The 17,549-nt window shown below is 33.2% G+C and carries 23 protein-coding genes; 19 read left to right on the top strand and 4 right to left on the bottom strand.

Going from position 1 to position 17,549, the window contains the following annotated elements:
* Positions 1–115 precede the first annotated feature (115 nt).
* The 6 genes from ACS3UD_RS10775 to ACS3UD_RS10750 all read left to right on the top strand — a co-directional run bounded on the left by ACS3UD_RS10775 (position 116) and on the right by ACS3UD_RS10750 (position 4,380).
* Positions 116–265: a ribbon-helix-helix domain-containing protein gene (locus ACS3UD_RS10775; RefSeq protein ID WP_308139602.1), complete on the top strand. Its 150-nt coding sequence runs from the start codon at positions 116–118 to the stop codon at positions 263–265.
* Between the two features lie 111 nt (positions 266–376).
* Positions 377–571, top strand: coding sequence for a hypothetical protein (locus ACS3UD_RS10770; protein WP_308139603.1), 195 nt, complete (start codon positions 377–379; stop codon positions 569–571).
* Complete coding sequence (locus ACS3UD_RS10765; protein ID WP_308139604.1) at positions 568–1,752, top strand: FtsK/SpoIIIE domain-containing protein; 1,185 nt, start codon at positions 568–570, stop codon at positions 1,750–1,752. The genes ACS3UD_RS10770 and ACS3UD_RS10765 overlap by 4 nt, the downstream gene beginning before the upstream one ends.
* Positions 1,749–2,234: a hypothetical protein gene (locus tag ACS3UD_RS10760; protein ID WP_308139605.1), complete on the top strand. Its 486-nt coding sequence runs from the start codon at positions 1,749–1,751 to the stop codon at positions 2,232–2,234. The genes ACS3UD_RS10765 and ACS3UD_RS10760 overlap by 4 nt, the downstream gene beginning before the upstream one ends.
* Before the next feature lie 786 nt (positions 2,235–3,020).
* Positions 3,021–3,464 (top strand): Panacea domain-containing protein, encoded by a 444-nt coding sequence (locus tag ACS3UD_RS10755; protein WP_308139606.1) that lies wholly within the window; start codon positions 3,021–3,023, stop codon positions 3,462–3,464.
* A 7-nt stretch (positions 3,465–3,471) separates the two neighbouring features.
* Positions 3,472–4,380, top strand: coding sequence for a hypothetical protein (locus ACS3UD_RS10750; protein WP_308139607.1), 909 nt, complete (start codon positions 3,472–3,474; stop codon positions 4,378–4,380).
* Positions 4,381–4,822: 442 nt separating this feature from the next.
* Here the strand turns inward: ACS3UD_RS10750 and ACS3UD_RS10745 are convergent, their stop codons facing one another.
* Together ACS3UD_RS10745 and ACS3UD_RS10740 are read right to left on the bottom strand one after the other, a co-directional pair.
* On the bottom strand, positions 4,823–5,014 hold the full coding sequence (locus ACS3UD_RS10745) for a hypothetical protein (RefSeq protein ID WP_308139608.1): 192 nt from the start codon (positions 5,012–5,014) through the stop codon (positions 4,823–4,825).
* Between the two features lie 37 nt (positions 5,015–5,051).
* The gene (locus ACS3UD_RS10740; RefSeq protein ID WP_308139609.1) at positions 5,052–5,633 is read right to left on the bottom strand and encodes a stalk domain-containing protein; all 582 of its coding nucleotides are present in this window, start codon (positions 5,631–5,633) and stop codon (positions 5,052–5,054) included.
* A gap of 568 nt (positions 5,634–6,201) precedes the next feature.
* Here ACS3UD_RS10740 and ACS3UD_RS10735 point away from each other — a divergent pair.
* A complete protein-coding gene (locus tag ACS3UD_RS10735) occupies positions 6,202–6,630 on the top strand; it encodes a DUF2383 domain-containing protein (protein ID WP_308139610.1) in 429 nt (142 codons plus the stop codon).
* A gap of 317 nt (positions 6,631–6,947) precedes the next feature.
* Here ACS3UD_RS10735 and ACS3UD_RS10730 read toward each other — a convergent pair whose 3' ends face one another.
* Together ACS3UD_RS10730 and ACS3UD_RS10725 are read right to left on the bottom strand one after the other, a co-directional pair.
* Positions 6,948–7,418, bottom strand: coding sequence for an ImmA/IrrE family metallo-endopeptidase (locus ACS3UD_RS10730; RefSeq protein ID WP_213925634.1), 471 nt, complete (start codon positions 7,416–7,418; stop codon positions 6,948–6,950).
* Positions 7,419–7,439: 21 nt separating this feature from the next.
* The gene (locus ACS3UD_RS10725; RefSeq protein WP_308139611.1) at positions 7,440–7,781 is read right to left on the bottom strand and encodes an XRE family transcriptional regulator; all 342 of its coding nucleotides are present in this window, start codon (positions 7,779–7,781) and stop codon (positions 7,440–7,442) included.
* Positions 7,782–7,952: 171 nt separating this feature from the next.
* Between ACS3UD_RS10725 and ACS3UD_RS10720 the strand changes: the two genes are divergently transcribed.
* The 12 genes from ACS3UD_RS10720 to ACS3UD_RS10665 all read left to right on the top strand — a co-directional run bounded on the left by ACS3UD_RS10720 (position 7,953) and on the right by ACS3UD_RS10665 (position 17,527).
* On the top strand, positions 7,953–8,399 hold the full coding sequence (locus ACS3UD_RS10720) for a hypothetical protein (RefSeq protein WP_308139612.1): 447 nt from the start codon (positions 7,953–7,955) through the stop codon (positions 8,397–8,399).
* Between the two features lie 674 nt (positions 8,400–9,073).
* A complete protein-coding gene (locus tag ACS3UD_RS10715) occupies positions 9,074–9,481 on the top strand; it encodes a phage tail terminator family protein (RefSeq protein ID WP_308139613.1) in 408 nt (135 codons plus the stop codon).
* Positions 9,482–9,498: 17 nt separating this feature from the next.
* A complete protein-coding gene (locus tag ACS3UD_RS10710; protein WP_308139614.1) occupies positions 9,499–10,542 on the top strand; it encodes a phage tail sheath C-terminal domain-containing protein in 1,044 nt (347 codons plus the stop codon).
* Between the two features lie 19 nt (positions 10,543–10,561).
* Positions 10,562–11,038 (top strand): phage tail tube protein, encoded by a 477-nt coding sequence (locus ACS3UD_RS10705; protein ID WP_308139615.1) that lies wholly within the window; start codon positions 10,562–10,564, stop codon positions 11,036–11,038.
* Between the two features lie 176 nt (positions 11,039–11,214).
* Positions 11,215–11,616: a phage tail assembly chaperone gene (locus ACS3UD_RS10700; RefSeq protein WP_213925640.1), complete on the top strand. Its 402-nt coding sequence runs from the start codon at positions 11,215–11,217 to the stop codon at positions 11,614–11,616.
* 184 nt (positions 11,617–11,800) lie between these two features.
* The gene (locus tag ACS3UD_RS10695) at positions 11,801–13,498 is read left to right on the top strand and encodes a tape measure protein (RefSeq protein WP_308139616.1); all 1,698 of its coding nucleotides are present in this window, start codon (positions 11,801–11,803) and stop codon (positions 13,496–13,498) included.
* Positions 13,498–14,139 (top strand): LysM peptidoglycan-binding domain-containing protein, encoded by a 642-nt coding sequence (locus ACS3UD_RS10690; RefSeq protein WP_308139617.1) that lies wholly within the window; start codon positions 13,498–13,500, stop codon positions 14,137–14,139. The genes ACS3UD_RS10695 and ACS3UD_RS10690 overlap by 1 nt, the downstream gene beginning before the upstream one ends.
* The gene (locus ACS3UD_RS10685; RefSeq protein WP_308139618.1) at positions 14,136–15,077 is read left to right on the top strand and encodes an XkdQ/YqbQ family protein; all 942 of its coding nucleotides are present in this window, start codon (positions 14,136–14,138) and stop codon (positions 15,075–15,077) included. The genes ACS3UD_RS10690 and ACS3UD_RS10685 overlap by 4 nt, the downstream gene beginning before the upstream one ends.
* Complete coding sequence (locus tag ACS3UD_RS10680) at positions 15,074–15,307, top strand: DNA helicase (RefSeq protein ID WP_308139619.1); 234 nt, start codon at positions 15,074–15,076, stop codon at positions 15,305–15,307. The genes ACS3UD_RS10685 and ACS3UD_RS10680 overlap by 4 nt, the downstream gene beginning before the upstream one ends.
* Positions 15,304–15,699 (top strand): DUF2634 domain-containing protein, encoded by a 396-nt coding sequence (locus ACS3UD_RS10675; RefSeq protein ID WP_308139620.1) that lies wholly within the window; start codon positions 15,304–15,306, stop codon positions 15,697–15,699. Before ACS3UD_RS10680 ends, ACS3UD_RS10675 begins: the two co-directional genes overlap by 4 nt.
* Positions 15,699–16,739, top strand: coding sequence for a baseplate J/gp47 family protein (locus tag ACS3UD_RS10670; RefSeq protein WP_308139621.1), 1,041 nt, complete (start codon positions 15,699–15,701; stop codon positions 16,737–16,739). Before ACS3UD_RS10675 ends, ACS3UD_RS10670 begins: the two co-directional genes overlap by 1 nt.
* Entirely contained in the window at positions 16,736–17,527 is a 792-nt protein-coding gene (locus tag ACS3UD_RS10665) for a putative phage tail protein (RefSeq protein ID WP_308139622.1), read from the top strand. Before ACS3UD_RS10670 ends, ACS3UD_RS10665 begins: the two co-directional genes overlap by 4 nt.
* Positions 17,528–17,549: the final 22 nt, after the last annotated feature.

Here is a 17,549-nt window from a genome sequence, read left to right as displayed (position 1 = left end):
AATGTCCACATTGCTAAATTATATTCATTGCATAATTTGTTGGAAATATCCGAGCATCAATTGCGCATAAAAGAATATATATGAAGTAAGAAAGAAGATAAAGCGAGGTGAATAAATGGTAAAGAAAATATCTGTTCTTATTGATGAAGATTTACTGAAGAAAATAGATGAAAAAGCAAAAGAATCATTAAGAAGCAGGAGCAAATTTATTGAGTATGTGTTAAGGGAATACATAAAGCAGGAAGAAGTCTTCAAAAAAATTTAAAACTCTCCTTGAACGCCTGGCAGCTATCACAAGGAGAGTAACACCGTGATGATGTTTTTGTTATATTAACATGCTGCCTAAAAAATGTATGTCGAAATGGGGAGGTAGTATATGTTTACTTTAGATTTATTAGCATTGAATTTACTTTCGCAACTTTATGCAAAAATATTTCAATGGCCAGATAATGCTTATCATGGATCAGGAGCGTATTTCAAATATATAATTTGCATAATGGTATTACAACAATGCTTTAATATCGCTTATTCTCATAGTATCAAAAAGAAAAGTGGTGAACATAAGAAATGATAGTTGAATTAATATTATCGTCCGGATGTTACTTTATAATGGAGGCCTATCAGAAACGAGGCTTTAAAAAATTCAAAAAACAATTTGATGAAATTATTACAAGAATACCGGACTTAAAAAATAATAAGAGTGAAACTTTGAATTTATTCAGTTATGATACAGAAGAATATGGATATAAAATAAAATTCATGTTACCTATCGGAGTTACAACAAATAAGCTCCAGGAGCATATATTAGATGTAAAACAAGCCTTTAATTTAAACTATACACACTTCACAAATGAAAATCGACTTATTACCCTATATGGAATAAAAGAATACAATTTTAAGCAGTTTAAGCCATACAAATTGCCACCAAATAAAATATTGATAGCTGAATTTATAGGTAAACCTATAGTAGTAGATATGAACAAATTTCCTCATGCTTTAATATGTGGAGATACCGGAACCGGCAAAAGCCGAATTTTATTTACAATACTTACAAATTTGATTAATAATTCTAATAAAATAAGCCTTTATTTGCTTCAAATAAGAAAAAATGATCTGGCCATTTTTAGAAATTGTAAGCAAGTTAAATGTTGTAGCAGAACTCTTAATGAAGTCTTGGAAGCACTTCAAGAAATAGAATTGGAACTACAAAGACGTGAACAGCTGCTTGAGATTGAAAAGGGTTATTTAAATATAGCTGATTATAACAGTAAGAGCAAAAGAACTTTAAAATATATTTATGTGGTTATAGAAGAATTCTCATTCCTTAACACTTCAAAAGCTGATAGTAAAGAAGAAAAACTAATAAAGGCTGAATGTATGAAACATATTAAGTCAATCGTAAATGTTGGCCGTTCTTCAGGAATATTTTTATTGACCTCACTTCAAAAACCAACATCTGATTCAATTCCAACGGACATAAAAGCACAACTAACCTCACGAATTGCATTAACCATAAAAGACAAAAGCACTTGTCAAGTAGTAATGGGAAATAATTCAGCTGTAAACTTAGGCTTAAGAGAATTAGTATGCCGAACTAAAGAGATAGAAACAGGATATAGCTATACTATAGACTTCCCGGAAATACAGGAATACATTGAAAATTCAGTAGTAGAGAAAAAACCAAAGACGGAGCCCCCTGTAGAAAAGAAAATTGAAAATGCTGTTGATATATTAAATGCTCTAGGCTTATGATCTTACAAGATAGAGATATTAAAATAATCAATTACCTGGAGCAAAACGGCGCCACAATACAGCAAATAGGGGATTTATATTTTAACGGTAGCTATGCAGCGGCTAAACATAGGTTGAGAATACTTGAAAAAGAAAGATATTTCAAAGGAGCTAAACATCCAATAATAAACAGAAAGGTTTATTTTAAAGGTAAAATACCAAGTTACCATAAAATTATAGCGCAGGATATTTATATTAAGAATAAAGATGTTATACAGGAATTTAAGAGGGAAGCTAAGCTAGATAAACACATCGTTGATATATTTATCCTAACTAAATATCTAAATATTTATATAATTGAAATCGACATTTTCAATAAAACTACAAATAAAAAAATTGATGCGGTTAAAAGATATATCAAAATGAAATTAGGTAAAGAAGCCAAGATAATTGTGTTGAATAAAAAAGATATCGAAAATGATGTTTTAAAATTGATTGAATAACAGAGGTACAAATTACACACTGTTTAGACATTGGGAAAGAATAACCAAAGGTTATTTCATGGAATTTTTAAGTAAAAAAAATATTGATAATTAAATATTATTTAACTATCTGGTTATTCCATATCGGGAATAAGTTAAGGAACAACTAAAAGAACAGGTATGCAGGTAGCTTTTAAAGAGGCTGCCTTTTTAATATAGAGGGTAGTTATTTATAAATTGGGTTCTATCTAATTAAATTTATAAAATTAACAATGTAAATAAATATTTTAGGAGGAATATAATATGAAAAAATCTTTAATTTACAAAAACGGAGTAATGGTTACAGTGTATATACAAGACAGAATGCCAGAATAGAAAGCTTTAAGAGAAAAGGAAAATAAAGAAATTTGGTAGCACTATCATAAGCTTTGATGAAGATGGAAAGGTAAATAATAATTTTATTAAGGGCATGTTAACTATTTAAAGAAACAGCGGTAGTCAGTGGTTAGGAAAAACTGAAAAACGGCTTCTGAAAATTATTTTATATGTATAAAATATGCTAATAAAGCATAAAAATAAAAGCAAGAATTTTTATGTCTATTATCAAAAAACACAATAAAATTATCATAAAATATAATAAAATTTATGAAAAGTATAAAAAAGATACTGAGTTTAGTAAATTGTGTTGCAAACTCCTTTAATCGTGATATAATAAATATACAGGTACAAATAGATTTATTTGACTTTACTAAACATTACATTTAATGTATCGGTAAAGTTATTTTTATAAAATAGGAGGGGATTTGCGTGTATGATGTAATAAAATTAGCTAATTATGTTATTAGTTTTTGTGTGAAAAACGGAAATCCGATAAGCAATTTACAACTACAGAAAATACTTTATTATATTCAAGGCTATTTCTACAAACATTTTGAGGAGTTCGCATTTGATGAAGATATAGTAGCGTGGAAATTAGGCCCTGTTGTTCCAGATGTTTATTATGAATATAATCATTATATATCAAGACCAATTAAAGAGGAATATAAGCCGTGCGAATTACCGTTGATTTTAGATAGTCATAGAGATGTTGTAGATAAGGTGATTTTAAAAAAATATAAAAAATCACCTTGGGATTTAGTAAATGATACTCATAGTGAATTGCCCTGGAAGGAAACGAAGGCTTTAGGCGGAATAAATTCAGTAATTGAAAAAAAATTAATAATTGAGTATTTTGAGAATAAAGATATATAGGTGACACATGGATGAAATTAATAAAGTGGATAATTTGATAGATTTGATAAAGCTAATTTCAACCGAAAAATTTGATATAGCATCAGTAATTGAACAACTAGAAATAATATATCAAGATGATTACAGGCATTCTTATGCCGATATAGCTGGAGTTGTTTTAAATTTGAATGATGACGAGGCAGACATACTATCATTAACATTAGAACAGATGTATGATACGGTGGGAACTGGTTCTGATAAAGTCCATCTTTCTGAAAAGTTATTTAAGCTTAAGGATCATGTTAATTTAGAAATAACAAGATTGAGATATCTTAAGAAGTATGATGAGGAAGGATATATAATTTCAAAAAAATTAGAAGAAGTTGAATCAAAGTCGCATAAAATTTCAAATGATTATGAAGAATTAAATAATAGCATTAAAGACAGTCAAACTAAGCTAAGTAATATAAATTCTATGTCTATTACCGTCTTAGGTATATTTTCAGGTATAGTTATGGCTTTTTTTGGAGGAATCAGCTTTACGGGAACAGTTATAACTAATATGGCGGGAGTATCCATATACAGATTAACGTTTATTATATTGCTAGTTGGGTTTATTTTATTTAATTCTATATTTTTATTGTTGTATTTTGTAGCTAAATTAGTTGAAAGTAGCGTAGGATCAAAATGCAGAAAATGCACTGATCAAATAGCAATGACTTGTGATAGTAATGGAACAAATAATATATGTTCTGAAACATGCGGCCCTGTTGAAAGACTAAGAAATATTTATCCAATACCTTTTTATTTTAATGTAGCTATTTTAGGCCTAACACTAATCGATTTTTGCATTTGGACATACCTAAACGCAAATTATGTTTTACTAATAATCGCCGCAATTATTTTTGGATTGATATATTTATTATTTAATAAATAAAGATATTTACATAAGCAAGTCTTAAATATAATGCAGCTAGGAACATTTTTTAAAAGGCAAAAATATAGAAATAATTTCGCCAAAAATTCGCCAATACACTTCGGTTTATTATGGTAATGCAAAGTATACGCAAGTATAATAATATTGAAAATTCAATGATTCTAGTAAACTATAGAATGCCTTAGTTCGTAAAAATAGTCTCTGCGCGTCGGGGGTTCGAATCCCTCATGGTTCACTAATATAAAAGCATCGCAATAACTAAATTGCAATGCTTTTATACTTTTATCGATATAAAACAAAATATTAATTTAGGGGACTATTTGGGGACTTATGTTCACCACTTTTCTTTTTGATACTATGAGAATAAGCGATATTAAAGCATTGTTGTAATACCATTATGCAAATTATATATTTGAAATACGCTCCTGATCCATAATAAGCATTATCTGGCCATTGAAATATTTTTGCATAAAGTTGCGAAAGTAAATTCAATGCCTTTTTCTCTTACAATAAGTTTGCCTCTTAATGCTTTTTCCACTGCATTAATAAATTCACCATTCGGTAACGTTCCAAAAGGATTAGGCAAAATAAAGGTTCTAATATATGCGCTTAATAACATTACTAGCCAATACATGATGTCCCCCGTAAATTCATTTTATTTCATCTTTTATTTATTTAATCAACGGCAATATAGTAGTTTCGTAGTAATCTTTAGAAATATAATAATTTACATTAATTTTTATATAATTGTCCTTATCTACTTTTATAAATTCAGTAGGAAAAGTACCATCTTTATTCCACAATGCAAATTCATTAAAACCATAAGTTAAGTAAAAATCAAATTCTTTTATTAATCGTGCAATTTGAATCCACGAATAATACTCTTTCCCGTCTTTTTCAACAATCAAAAGTTTTTCATCTTCATCTTTTTTTATAACTTTATAATTTTCTATCGGTTGTTCTATCACAGAATCACCTTCTTTTATTTCTGTTTTTTCAATTATATTAGCTGTTTTAGTTTCTTGAGTCCAATTAACATCTTTGCCAACTAATTCAGCTATTTTACGCATTGGAAGGTAGGTTGATCCATTGTATAAAATGCTGTCAACCTGAACATCTTCTCCGTCAACTTGAACATTTATTCCGTTTAAAACCACATCTATTTTCGTTAATATACTATCTGCCAACACAGGAGTAGCTACAAGCATACATCCTATTAAAACGCCAATAAAAATGTCTCTAAATCTTTTCACAAAAACCCTCCTCTTTTGTTTTATTGTATTCTTATTATATCCAATTTGACAAATTTACGCAAAGGTTTTTGTAAATATTTTCCTTATTGATATTTATTTATGGAGCAATTCTAGCCACAATTCCTGTTGTATTAGCTTCGGAAAAGTTCCAATTACCTTGCGGTTTAACCAAAGGTTAAGTCGTTGAGGCCGATAAAATTCTATTTAGAGCCTCATTATTTCTGATACCATTAAATGTACATACCCTCCAGTATCAGCAGCCAAAAACACAGGCAAATCTTCATCACCTCTATAAATTAAGGCATCTAATTTGCTTTTTTAATACAGAAAAACAATTTTCATTGTAATATTTTGTTAAACGTTTTTGGAGAAAATAGAAAACGTATTTAGAGAAGATGTAAAAGAAGTTATTACGAACGTTGCTACAGAAGTTATAAAAGAAGAAATAAGAAACATGAGAACATAAAAACTCTTAACCGAGTTCCTTTTATATATCAAAAAAATAGAATAGGATTTTAAAACAGTGGAAAGATAAAGCTATAATAAATTTTTATCAGAGGGTATAAAATTGGACAATAAAGTAGAATTAATAAAATCACTTAATGAACTATTGCAGGGCGAATATATGGCAATAGAGAGTTTTAATAATTTTATTAACAGAGTAGAAGAGAAGAATATCAAAACAGCTTTTCAAGACATTCAAAAACAACACAGGAAGAATACCGAGACTTTAGCAAACTACATTCAAAACATAGGAGGTAGACCAGACGAAAATCTCGGTATAAAAGGAAAGATGGGAGATATTATGCTAAATATGGAATTAGGCTCAAGTTTAGATTATGAAGTCATTAAAAAGGCCATTGTTGGGGAAACAAAAGGCGTAAATATGGCAGAAAAAGTTTTAAGAGGTAATTTAGATAATGAATCGAGAAATGTAGCAGGTGAAATATTGCAACATGATAGAGAGTCAATAAAGAAATTAAAGGGGCTAAGATAGATAAAATTTTTAGTTAGAAGCAGCAGAAATCAATCTGTTGCTTTTTTAATACCATAAATTTTGTGACGATGCAGGTATGACTTAGAATGCATAGGGTGGGGGCAGGCAGATAAATTATGGCAGATTTAATTTTACGCTTTTTTAATTATATAATTATTTTTAATCTGCATAGCATGATTGGCTATAATAAAAAATAGTTTCAATTCTTATTAACATGGCATGTCAAGTTAGCCATGGAAAAATATAATTGTTACAAGCAATACTAAATTAAGCAGTATATCAACTATAAGTATTATCCACAATGGCTGCTATTAGTATTAGTTTTTAAATTTATATTTACAAACTGTAAGAGGATTGAAGTATATACAGTGATTGTCCACTTCCGTGTAAAGACCATACTTGCCTTGATAGTATACCAATGCTTCTTTAAGGCATTCTTCTGTAATATCCAAGTACTCTGACAATTCATACAGATTTGTACAGCCGGCAAAGGAAGCTTTTATAATTGATTTTAACGGCAGGAGTTTCTCAAAAGACCATTTTCTGGCTTGCTTTTCCTGTTTTCGGTTAGTAATATTTTTTAAGTCTATAATATTTCCTTCAGATGTATAATAGTGGCCAAGTTCTTCGGCAAGTACGCATTTTTTTTCTTTAGTAGTATTCAACTTACGGCTTATTGCTATGCAATTATCAGAATATAATCCTTTGATATCACTTTTAAAGGTAAATTCTATTACTTCAATACCTTCATCATCTGCGGTCTGCAATAATTCTTCATATGAAGTCATGGTTGTCCTCCCCCCAAGAAGTTATTCCCTATTTTTTCGTTTACTAAGAACATATTTTTTGAAATTTTCAATATCTTCTAGCTCTTCTTCTGTCCAATCAACATCAATTTCATTCTTGTGTGCAGCTATGGTATTAACATGTCTTTCATGTTGTTTGTGTTCAATTCGGCCTTCACCAAGAGATTCTGTGTCAATATTTAGTTCTTTGCATATCTTTATAATGTTGTTTATATTTGCCTTATCAACCCCTCTTTTCAATATGGTATCCATTGTTGAATAGGGCATGTCAATTTTAATTGCAAATTCTCTTAAGCTTTTATATTTATTTAAAATTAAATTTTTCAATTCTGATTCTACCGACACAGTATATTCCTCCTAAAAATTAATTACAAATGTACTATAACATATTATATACGTAAAAACAAGAATAATTTACGAAAATTCATAAAAATATATTGACATAAACGTAAAATCGTATATAATAAATAATATTAACGAATATTCGTATAAAATACCAAATAGAGGGTAAAAAAATTGAAGAAAGATCATATAAGAGATTATGCAACAGAAGCATTTCTATATTATGCTTTTATGGGAAAGCCTCATAAAGAGGACTTAGAAAAAAAATATTATCAGGAGGCACTTGACAGTTATCAAAGGAGGCAGCAAGTAGGTGGAACAGGGATAAGCAAGCCAACAGAGCAGGCTGTTATGTATGCCGAAGGTGTTTTAAGGCAAAAGCAGGCTGAATTATGGGATATATTGGCTGTAGAAAAAACAATTGTACAATTACATCCACTTGAAAGACAAGCCGTAGAAATAGTTTATTTTTCACATGCGCAATCTGATATAAAAAAAGGCGATATTCAAGATAGAGTTAATAAGGCAAGTATTGAAATTCCAGTCGGTACTGCTACAGTATACAGATATTTAAAAAAAGCAAGAGATTTATTTGCATATGAAAGGGGGCTAAGAAAATAAATTTTACTAGGTTGATAGTAGTAAGGGGTATAAATCTGATATTATGATATTATCCAAAGCGATGGCTGATAACAATGCGGTATATAATTTTACGCAGTTGCCATATTCTATTACAACCATAAGTACATAACATGTACCAAAATTACGGTTTCTGTTAATTAAAGACACTGCTGCTTTTAATGCGGTGTCTTTTGAGGTATACAGATAAATATTTTATTAGGTTGATAGTAGTAAGGGGTAAAGATCTGATATTATGATATCATCCAAAGCAATGGCTGATGAAAATTAGGTATAAATCTGGCACAGCTGACGCATTCAGGTATAATAATAAAAATAATAGATATCTGAACTGCTGCTTGACATCAGCTAATGACACTGCTTCCTCCAGCGGTGTTTTTTTATTGCACTTTGTAGCTTCGCTTTGGAAGTAACCGCAGCATGCTGAAGTAATAGGAATTTTTAAAATAAGTGAGGCCTTAGTTTAGCTAAGAAATACGCGGTATAAAGAAAATTTAAAAAAGCAAAAAAGAAAGAGAGGTAAAGTTTATGATTAAAAAATAGTTAATATTATTCAGTATAATCTATGTTTATGAACAGGAGCAGGAGGACAGTTCATACATTAATAAATTTGAAGTGAAGTTGTTGAAAAGAGGTGAAAAGCATTAAGTAAAAGCATGATAGAAAATTTAAAACAATCTATTGTTGATAAACTTATTGAATTGTATCCGGAATATGCAGTTTATGACGAAGAAATGCCGCAGGGCACTAATGAAAAATCATTTTTTATAGCCATTACCGGTCAAGATTACGGTAAGAGGTTTAATAATAAGTTCAAGAGCTCAGTGTCTTTTGATATTGCATATTTCAGCAATGAGGAAGCAGGGAAAATAAAAGCAGATTGCCAGAATGTTCAAATATCCTTGCTTAGAAATTTTGATTCGGCAGGAATATACAGGGTCTTAAATAAGAAGGCAGCAATAACAGATAATGTGCTGCATTTTACTTTTAATGTCACTTTTTATGAAATAAGAGAAGAGATATCAGATAAAATGCAGAGACAGCAAACAAATACAAATAATTAAAGAAAGAAGGTAAAAAAATGGCAGGAACATGGGAAAATCAAAATAAAATACTACCGGGAGCTTACATGAATTTTCTTACCAGTGCACCGTTATCTATTACACCGGGTGACAGAGGAACTGTAATTTTATTGCAGGAAATGAGTGCAGGCACAGTCGGAGAAATGTATAACGTTACGGCAACGGAAAATAACTATCCGGATGGAGTGGAAGAATCCGATAGAATTTTGGCAAAAGAGGCATTGAAAGGGGCAAAAACCGTAATAATATATAATTTGGGGTCAGAGCATAGTGCGGAAGATATTACAAATGCATTAACAGCTCTTAAGACCGTTCAATTTAATGTTATGGCATATCCGTATGATGGAACGGAATATGATGCAAACAAGCTTACAATAGCTACATGGATAAAATCAATGCGAGATGATGAAGGAAAGAAAATACAGACAGTATTTGCAAATTACGAAGCTGATTCGGAAGCATCAATAAACGTTACGCAGGGAGTTAAATTGTCCGACGGAACATCTTTAACAGCATCACAGGCTGTAGCGTGGGTTTCGGGCATAACAGCGGGAGCAGGAATAAATAAATCAAATACAGGCAGAAAATATGCGGGAGCTGTTGATATAGTACCTCGCATGACAAAATCAGAAATGGAAGCGGCTGTTACCGCAGGCAAATTTATTTTTAAGGTTGATTCTGCTCAGAACGTTACAGCAGTATATGATATCAATTCACTTATTACCGAAACTGTGGAAAAAGGAAAAATGTTTAAGAAAAACCGCGTCGTAAGAACACTGGACGGTATAAATAATGATGTTGTTGAGATCTTTGAATCAAACTATGCAGGAAAAATCAACAACAACGCTGATGGCAGATCCTTGCTTCGCGCGACGTTGATTGAATATTTCAATGAACTTCAAAGACTAAATGCAATTCAGAATTTTACTGCAGAGGACATAACAGTATCCTCAGGAAATGATTCGGATGCGGTTGTTATTGATTGCTATATTCAGCCGGTTGACAGTGTGGAAAAGATTTATATTACTGTCAATTTGGCATAAAACAAGGAGGTAAATTTTTATGGATAATAATTATACTAGATTGGCTGATACAATATCTTCGAAAGAAGGAAAGGCTTATATAACTATTGATGGAATTAACAGAGAACTTTTTGAAATATCCAGTTTGTCAGCTCAGTTAGAGCTTAATATTCAAGCAAGAAGAATGCTGGGACATAGAATGACACAGCACAAGGTTACTGGAGCAGAAGGTACAGGGAGTATGACAATGTACTTTATGAACAGCAGCATGCTGAAGCAGGCTCTGAATTATATAAAGAAAGGATCATACGGCGGAATAAAAATACAGGTAAAAAATGAAGACGAGCAGTCTACAGTTGGGGCCCAGGAGGTTATGCTTTTAAATGTATTGCTGGGTTCAATACCGGTTGCAACGATTGATGATCAGTCAGATGATCCTGTTACTGTTGACGCTGATTTTACTTTTGATGATATAGAAGTATTAAGTTACTTCAATTTGCCTGAAAATTACAGATAACATCTGAATTAGGCAGCGTAGATTATAAGTTTTTAGAGAGAGCTCGTTTTTATGATTTTAATAGGAGAAGCACATCAGATAATTTTACTGTACTTCTGAATTTCATCAGACGAGCTTTCTTAAAAACAATATATGTATTTATAAAAAATTAATTTAATTAAGAAAGGAAGAGTTATATGAGTTCATTAAATGCATTTTTAAATCCTGTGAAGGTAGAAAATCAAGAGGTTGTTATTTCAAACAGATTTATTGAAGACGGAAAGCCGGTTCCATTCATTATCCGACCCATATCTCAGGAAGAAAATAAGCAGCTTATTAAAAAAGTTACAAAAAGAGATAAAAAGGGTATGGAAACATTTGACAGGACGGAATATGTTTCAGCATTAACTGCAAGTGCCGTTGTTTTTCCGGATCTTAAGAGCTCGGAGTTGCAGGGGGCATATGGTGTATTAGGCGAATCAGCATTGCTTCAAAAGATGCTGCTTGTCGGGGAATATGCGGAGCTGTCGCAGGCAGTACAAAGACTAAGCAGTCTAGATACGGACATAAACGAGGATACAGAAGAAGCAAAAAACTAATAAAGCAGGGTGATGCGGAATTAAATCTCGCGCATTTTGCCCTGCATAAGCTTCATATTCTTCCATCGGTTCTTAATGAAATGTCTCAAAGAGAAAAGGCCTTCATCTATGCGAGCATACAAGTACGAACCGAAGCGGAGAAAAAGGAAACAGCCAAACTGAAACAGAAAGGAGGCAGAAAGAGATGGCAACATTAGAAGCGATGCTTATGTCATTTGAAGGCTACTCTTCAAATATTGATAATGTGATTAAAAAGACATATCAAGCATCGTCAATGATAGTAAAAGTAAGCGGACAAACAGATAACTTAGGGAAAAAGCTTGAAAAAACAGGAACAAGTGCAGGAAAAGCAGGCCTGGGAATAAGTAAGCTCTTTAAATCATTGATTAGTATCGAAAATATAAAAAAAGGTATGGATATTGCAGATGAATATACCAATACCTCAACTAAGCTTTCATTAATAAATGATGGACTTCAAACTCAGGAAGATTTGCAGAACAAGGTATTTGCAGCAGCAGGACGATCAAGGGGATCTTATGCTGACATGGCCAATTCTATATACGACATGAGTAATATGGCGGGAAATTCATTTGAATCAAATGATGAATTAATAGCATTTGCCGAATTGGCGCAAAAATCGTTCAAGATGGGAGCTGCCGGTGCGTCTGAGCAATCTGATGCAATGCAAAAGCTCGCTCAGGTTATGTCAGAAGGCAGCCTTAGCGGAGATGACTTCCTTTATATTACCCAAAATGCTCCAATGATGGCGGACGCAATTGCAGAATTTACCGGTAAATCAAAAAGTGAGCTTCAAAAAATGGCAGCCGAAGGTGAGATAACATCGGACATTATCAAGAATGCAATGTTTATGTCATCAGATGGTATAAATGATAAATTTGAAACCATGCCCATGACTTTTGCTGACTTGGCAGATAAGATAAAAAATCATTTATTAGAAAATTTTGGGTTCATAATTCAGGCGGTTGCACAGATTGCGCAGTTTATAGGAGATAACTTTGATAATATAGTGCCTGTTTTTTATGGTGTTGCAGCGGGTATGCTTGCATTTGCTCTTGCTACTACTATTGCAGATATTGCTAACAAAGGATTGACCGTTACTTTGTCTTCTAATCCTATTATGTGGGTAGCACTGGGTATAGGTATTGTTGTTGCAGCAATATACAAATGGGTTCAAGCTGTAGGAGGTTTGGAAATAGCTTGGATGATGGTTAAAAACGTAATTTTTACTGTGCTGGATCAGATAGGATTGGGTATTTTTTCAGCCGGTGTGGCAATAAGTAATTTTTTTGGTGATATAGGAGTCAAAGTATTGACTAATGTAGAAACAATGGCTAATGGCTGGATTGATGTAATTAATGGCTTTATTAATACTATAAATAAAATATTTGGAAAGTCATTCGATACTTTAGAATATTTTACATTTGGAACAACTGCAATGGAAGGGCATGAAGCTAACAAAGCTGCACTGTTAGATGAATTAAAAAACGCAGAGTATGATGCTAAAATAAGAGCCAGCACCAGACAAATAGAAATTGACATTGCAAAACAAAAATCAGAAGAGAAGGCCGCAGGAACACAACCGGGATACGATTACAGCGCTTCTTCAGACGTTGTAAATGCGGACTCAATTTCAAACAACGGAATGAATGTAGATAGTATCGAGGATGAAGATTTGCAGTATATGAGAGATATAGCCGAGAGAGACTATATTAATCAATTCAGTACTGCAACACTGGCTCCAAGCATACAGGTGTCATTTGGAGATGTACATGAAGAAGCAGACGCGAATAAAGTAGCAGGAAGTATAAAGAGAATATTACAGGAAGAAATAGTAATGGCGGCAGAGGGGGTGTATAGCTAATGAGCTACTCAGTATCTTTTAAATATAACAATGAAACACATATATTGCCTGTTAATCCGGAGCAGATAGAAATGTCAATTGTGCAGGCCAATGAAAAATATAATATATTGAAGCTGGGGCAAATAGTTGTGCCAACGCATATGGAGCTTACAAAGTATAGCTTTGATGCAGAATTTCCGTATAACCTGCGCCATTATGTCGAGAACGCGGGAGATTTTAAAACATCAGATTATTATTTAAAGCTTTTTTCTGATTGGAGAAAAGAACTTAAGCCTGTGTTGTTTAAAGCAAGCAATGAATTGGGAGAAGCCATAGATTCCTTTGTATTGATTGAAGAGCTGACAATAACGGAAAAAGCGGGAGAAGAGGGGGACAAGTATGTTTCCTTTAAACTATCCGAATATAAGGAATTTAATTATAAGCCGATTCAATCCGAAGCAGGAATTATTTTTGGAAAGTCATCAGAAGCAGAAAAGAATCCTAAAGGAACAGGTCTTTATGTAGTCGTAAGCGGAGACAGTCTCTGGGCTATCGCAAAAAAATATTACGGTGACGGCTCAAAATATAATAGGATTGCAGAAGCAAACAATATAAAAAATCCAAGCTTGATTTATCCGGGGCAAAAGCTGGTGATACCATGATGGAATTATTAACAGAAATAGACGGACAAAAGTATGATATCAGTGAACTAGTAAGAGAAGTAACATATACCGACAAACTGAATGACGGTTGCAGTAAGCTTGAATTCTCCTATATTGATGATGAGCTGAAAATACAAAACGGAAGTATCGTAACATTTAAATATAACGATACAGGCATATTTTACGGTTATGTCTTCAAACACGGCAGAAACAGCAAAGGAGAAATATCTGTTACTGCATATGACCAGCTCCGATATTGTAAGGCTAAAGATTCAATAATAATTAAAAATAACACTATAGCGGATTTAGTTAAGAAGATGTGTTTGTATTTTGAATTGAAAACAGGTAATTTGTCTGATACAAGTTATATTCTTGCCACAAGTGCTCAGGATGATAAAACATGGCTGGATATAATCTATGACGGTATAAAAGATACATTGGCCAATAAAGGAGAATGGTATTCGCTGAGGGATGAATTCGGCAAAATTTCTTTGCGTAAAATCACGGAACTTAAACTTAATCTTGTATTGGGAGATGAAAGTCTATGTTATGACTACAGCTTCGAAAAGTCCATAGAAGATAGCTTTTATAATCAAATAAAGCTTGTAAGTGATAATGAATCATCAGGAAAGAGAGATTTATATATTGCAAAGGATGAAAATTCAATTGATAAGTTCGGAATGTTGCAGTATTTTGAAGTCCTTGACAAGAATTTAAACCCATCCCAGGCAAGATCGAAGGCAGACATGTTTCTTCAATTATACAACAAGGAAGTCGAATCATTAAGCCTAGAATGCTTGGGCGATACAAGAGTCAGAGCAGGAAGTAGTTTTTATGGCAGAATTGAAGATATAGAGCTTGACAAAAGCATGATAGTTCAATCTGTTACCCATAAATTTCTTCCTGTTCATACAATGTCGTTAGAGGTGTTTATATGATTAATGAAATAAAAACAATTGTTCAAAATTATCTTAGCAATGCAAAGCTATGCAGCCTGATGGTCGGAACAGTGTCATCCGGCGGAATTAAAATAAGTGATAAGCTTATTATTCCGAATGAGTTAGTAGTGGGGAACCTAAAAGGCTCCTTAACTGCCGGCCGCAAGGTAAGATTGCTGAGAAATCACGGCGGCCAGCAGTTCTATATTCTGGAGGTGATAGAAGAGTGATACCAAGAGGAAAAATCGATGCAGATGCAAAAGTTACAGAGGAAGTCAAAACAACCCGGACATATAAAATGTCACAGGCAAGTATTCAAGGATTTACGGACGGATTGAAAGCTCTCGAGCAGGCTATATATAAGGTGCTTAATACGGAAAAGTATGAGTATCCCATATATAGCTTTTATTATGGGATTGAGCTGGAAAGTCTCATTGGCAAGGATAAAAATTATGTAAAAACTGAGTTGAAGAGGCGAATTCGAGAATGCCTGCTCCGGGATGAAAGAATTACAGAAGTTGATAATTTTCAATTTACGGAAGACGAAGATATATTGAATTGCACCTTTGATGTACATAGCACTTACGGCAATTTGACCGTATCAAGGGAGGTGAATATTTAATGTTTGAGGATATGACATATGAATATATTCTGGCTGATATGCTCTGCAGGGTTACAAGCGATGTAGATAAGAGGGAAGGTTCCGTTATTTATGATGCTGTTGCTCCTTGTGCGTATCAATTGGCACAAGCTTATTTCAATTTAAATAATTATATTGATTTGTTTTATGTAGATACCTCTATGGACGAATATCTGGACAGGAAAGCTGCCGACTACGGAATTACTAGAAAGGCTGCCTCCTATGCTGTAAGACGGGTTGAAGCTACAGGGGCAATAGACGTGGGAACAAGATGGGGGATAGGAGAAACTACGTATAAAATCATAGAAGTACTAGGTAATGATATATATAGTGCTGTATGTGAGCAGCCGGGAGAAATAGGAAATGCGTACAATGGAGTGATGGAAAATATTGATAACATAAACGGAGTTACAGCTGTTCTGACAGATATAATTGCAGCAGGAAATAATGAGGAGAGCGATGACAGCTTAAGAAACAGAATTAAACAATATCTGACTATTCCTTATCAGAATGGAAATACAGCTCAATACCTTAAGTGGGCTACAGATTTTGAAGGTATCGGCACTGCGAAGGTATTTCCCCTCTGGGCAGGCGGAAACACTTTGAAAATTGCGATAACAAATGGCCAATATCTCCCGGCAGAGACTTCATTAACAGAAAAATTCCAGAAATACATGGACCCTGGCTGCACAGGTTTAGGAAATGGAGCTGCTCCGGTTGGGTGCAAGGTGGTTGTTACCGGGGGAACTCAGTTAAATATATCAGTATCAGGCTCAATTGTATTAGCAGAAGGATATTCAGAAGCAGAGGGGGCGGCAGGCGCAATAGCAGATTACCTGGCTTCAATTACATATGCCAAATCAAGTGTAAGCTATATGAAGATAGGAAGTTTTTTATTAGATTGTCCCAGTATAGCAGATTTAAGTAATTTAACAATAAACGAAGGCATAACTGATATCCCTATGGCAGGTGATGAAATCCCTGTTTTAAACAGCCTCAACCTGGTGGTGGCAGAAGTATGATCGATTATATTAAATATACCATAGACGGAGTTACATACAGCCTCACTAATAACGGCGACAATACCTGGAGCAGAGAAGAAACAGCTCCAAGCGTAGCAGGCAATTATCTTTTGACATTGATTATAAGTGAAAACGGAATTGTCACTGTAATCAATAGTTCAAATGACCTGTATGAAACTTATTTGAATGTAATAATGGAAGCAGAAAGAGTAGCCTGTCTTGAAAAATATGTTCCGGATTTTATGGCTGGAACAAAGCAGTTCAGAACCATATTTGATATTGAAAATGAAAGTCTTGACGACTTATATTTTCAAATTAAAAAGATAAAATCTGATGCATTCATTACAACTGCATCTAATGATGCAATTGTCAGGCTTGAAGATTTTATGAGTATTAAAGGACTGGGCACACTTGAGCAAAGGAAAAGCTATTTAATTTCCATGCTCCAGAAAGGAAACAAGCTTAGTGAAAACAGCATAAAAAATACAACTAATGCAATAACAGGAAGTAACTGTATAGTTACTTTCTTTGGATCTGACGAATCAAGCAACCCTGTCCCAGGCTACGGACTGCTAAGGGTCCAGGTTCTGAGTCCGGACAATAGTAAGGATTACCGTTATGAAGATATTTTCAGGGCTTTAAAGCCTTTAGTTCCCGGACATATTAAACTGTTGGTTATAAAGTACTTTTCTCTTTGGGCAGATGTAAAGAACAATTTTGCTGACTGGAATGCCGTAGCTTCCATGAACGACTGGGAATCGGTCAAAAGCTATATCCCTCCGCAATAAGGGAGGCAATAATGATAATAAG

Origin of the sequence: Sedimentibacter sp. LTW-03, assembly GCF_052059825.1 — a bacterium.
Classification (GTDB): domain Bacteria; phylum Bacillota; class Clostridia; order Tissierellales; family Sedimentibacteraceae; genus Sedimentibacter.
This window is presented reverse-complemented; position numbering and strand designations above follow the sequence as displayed.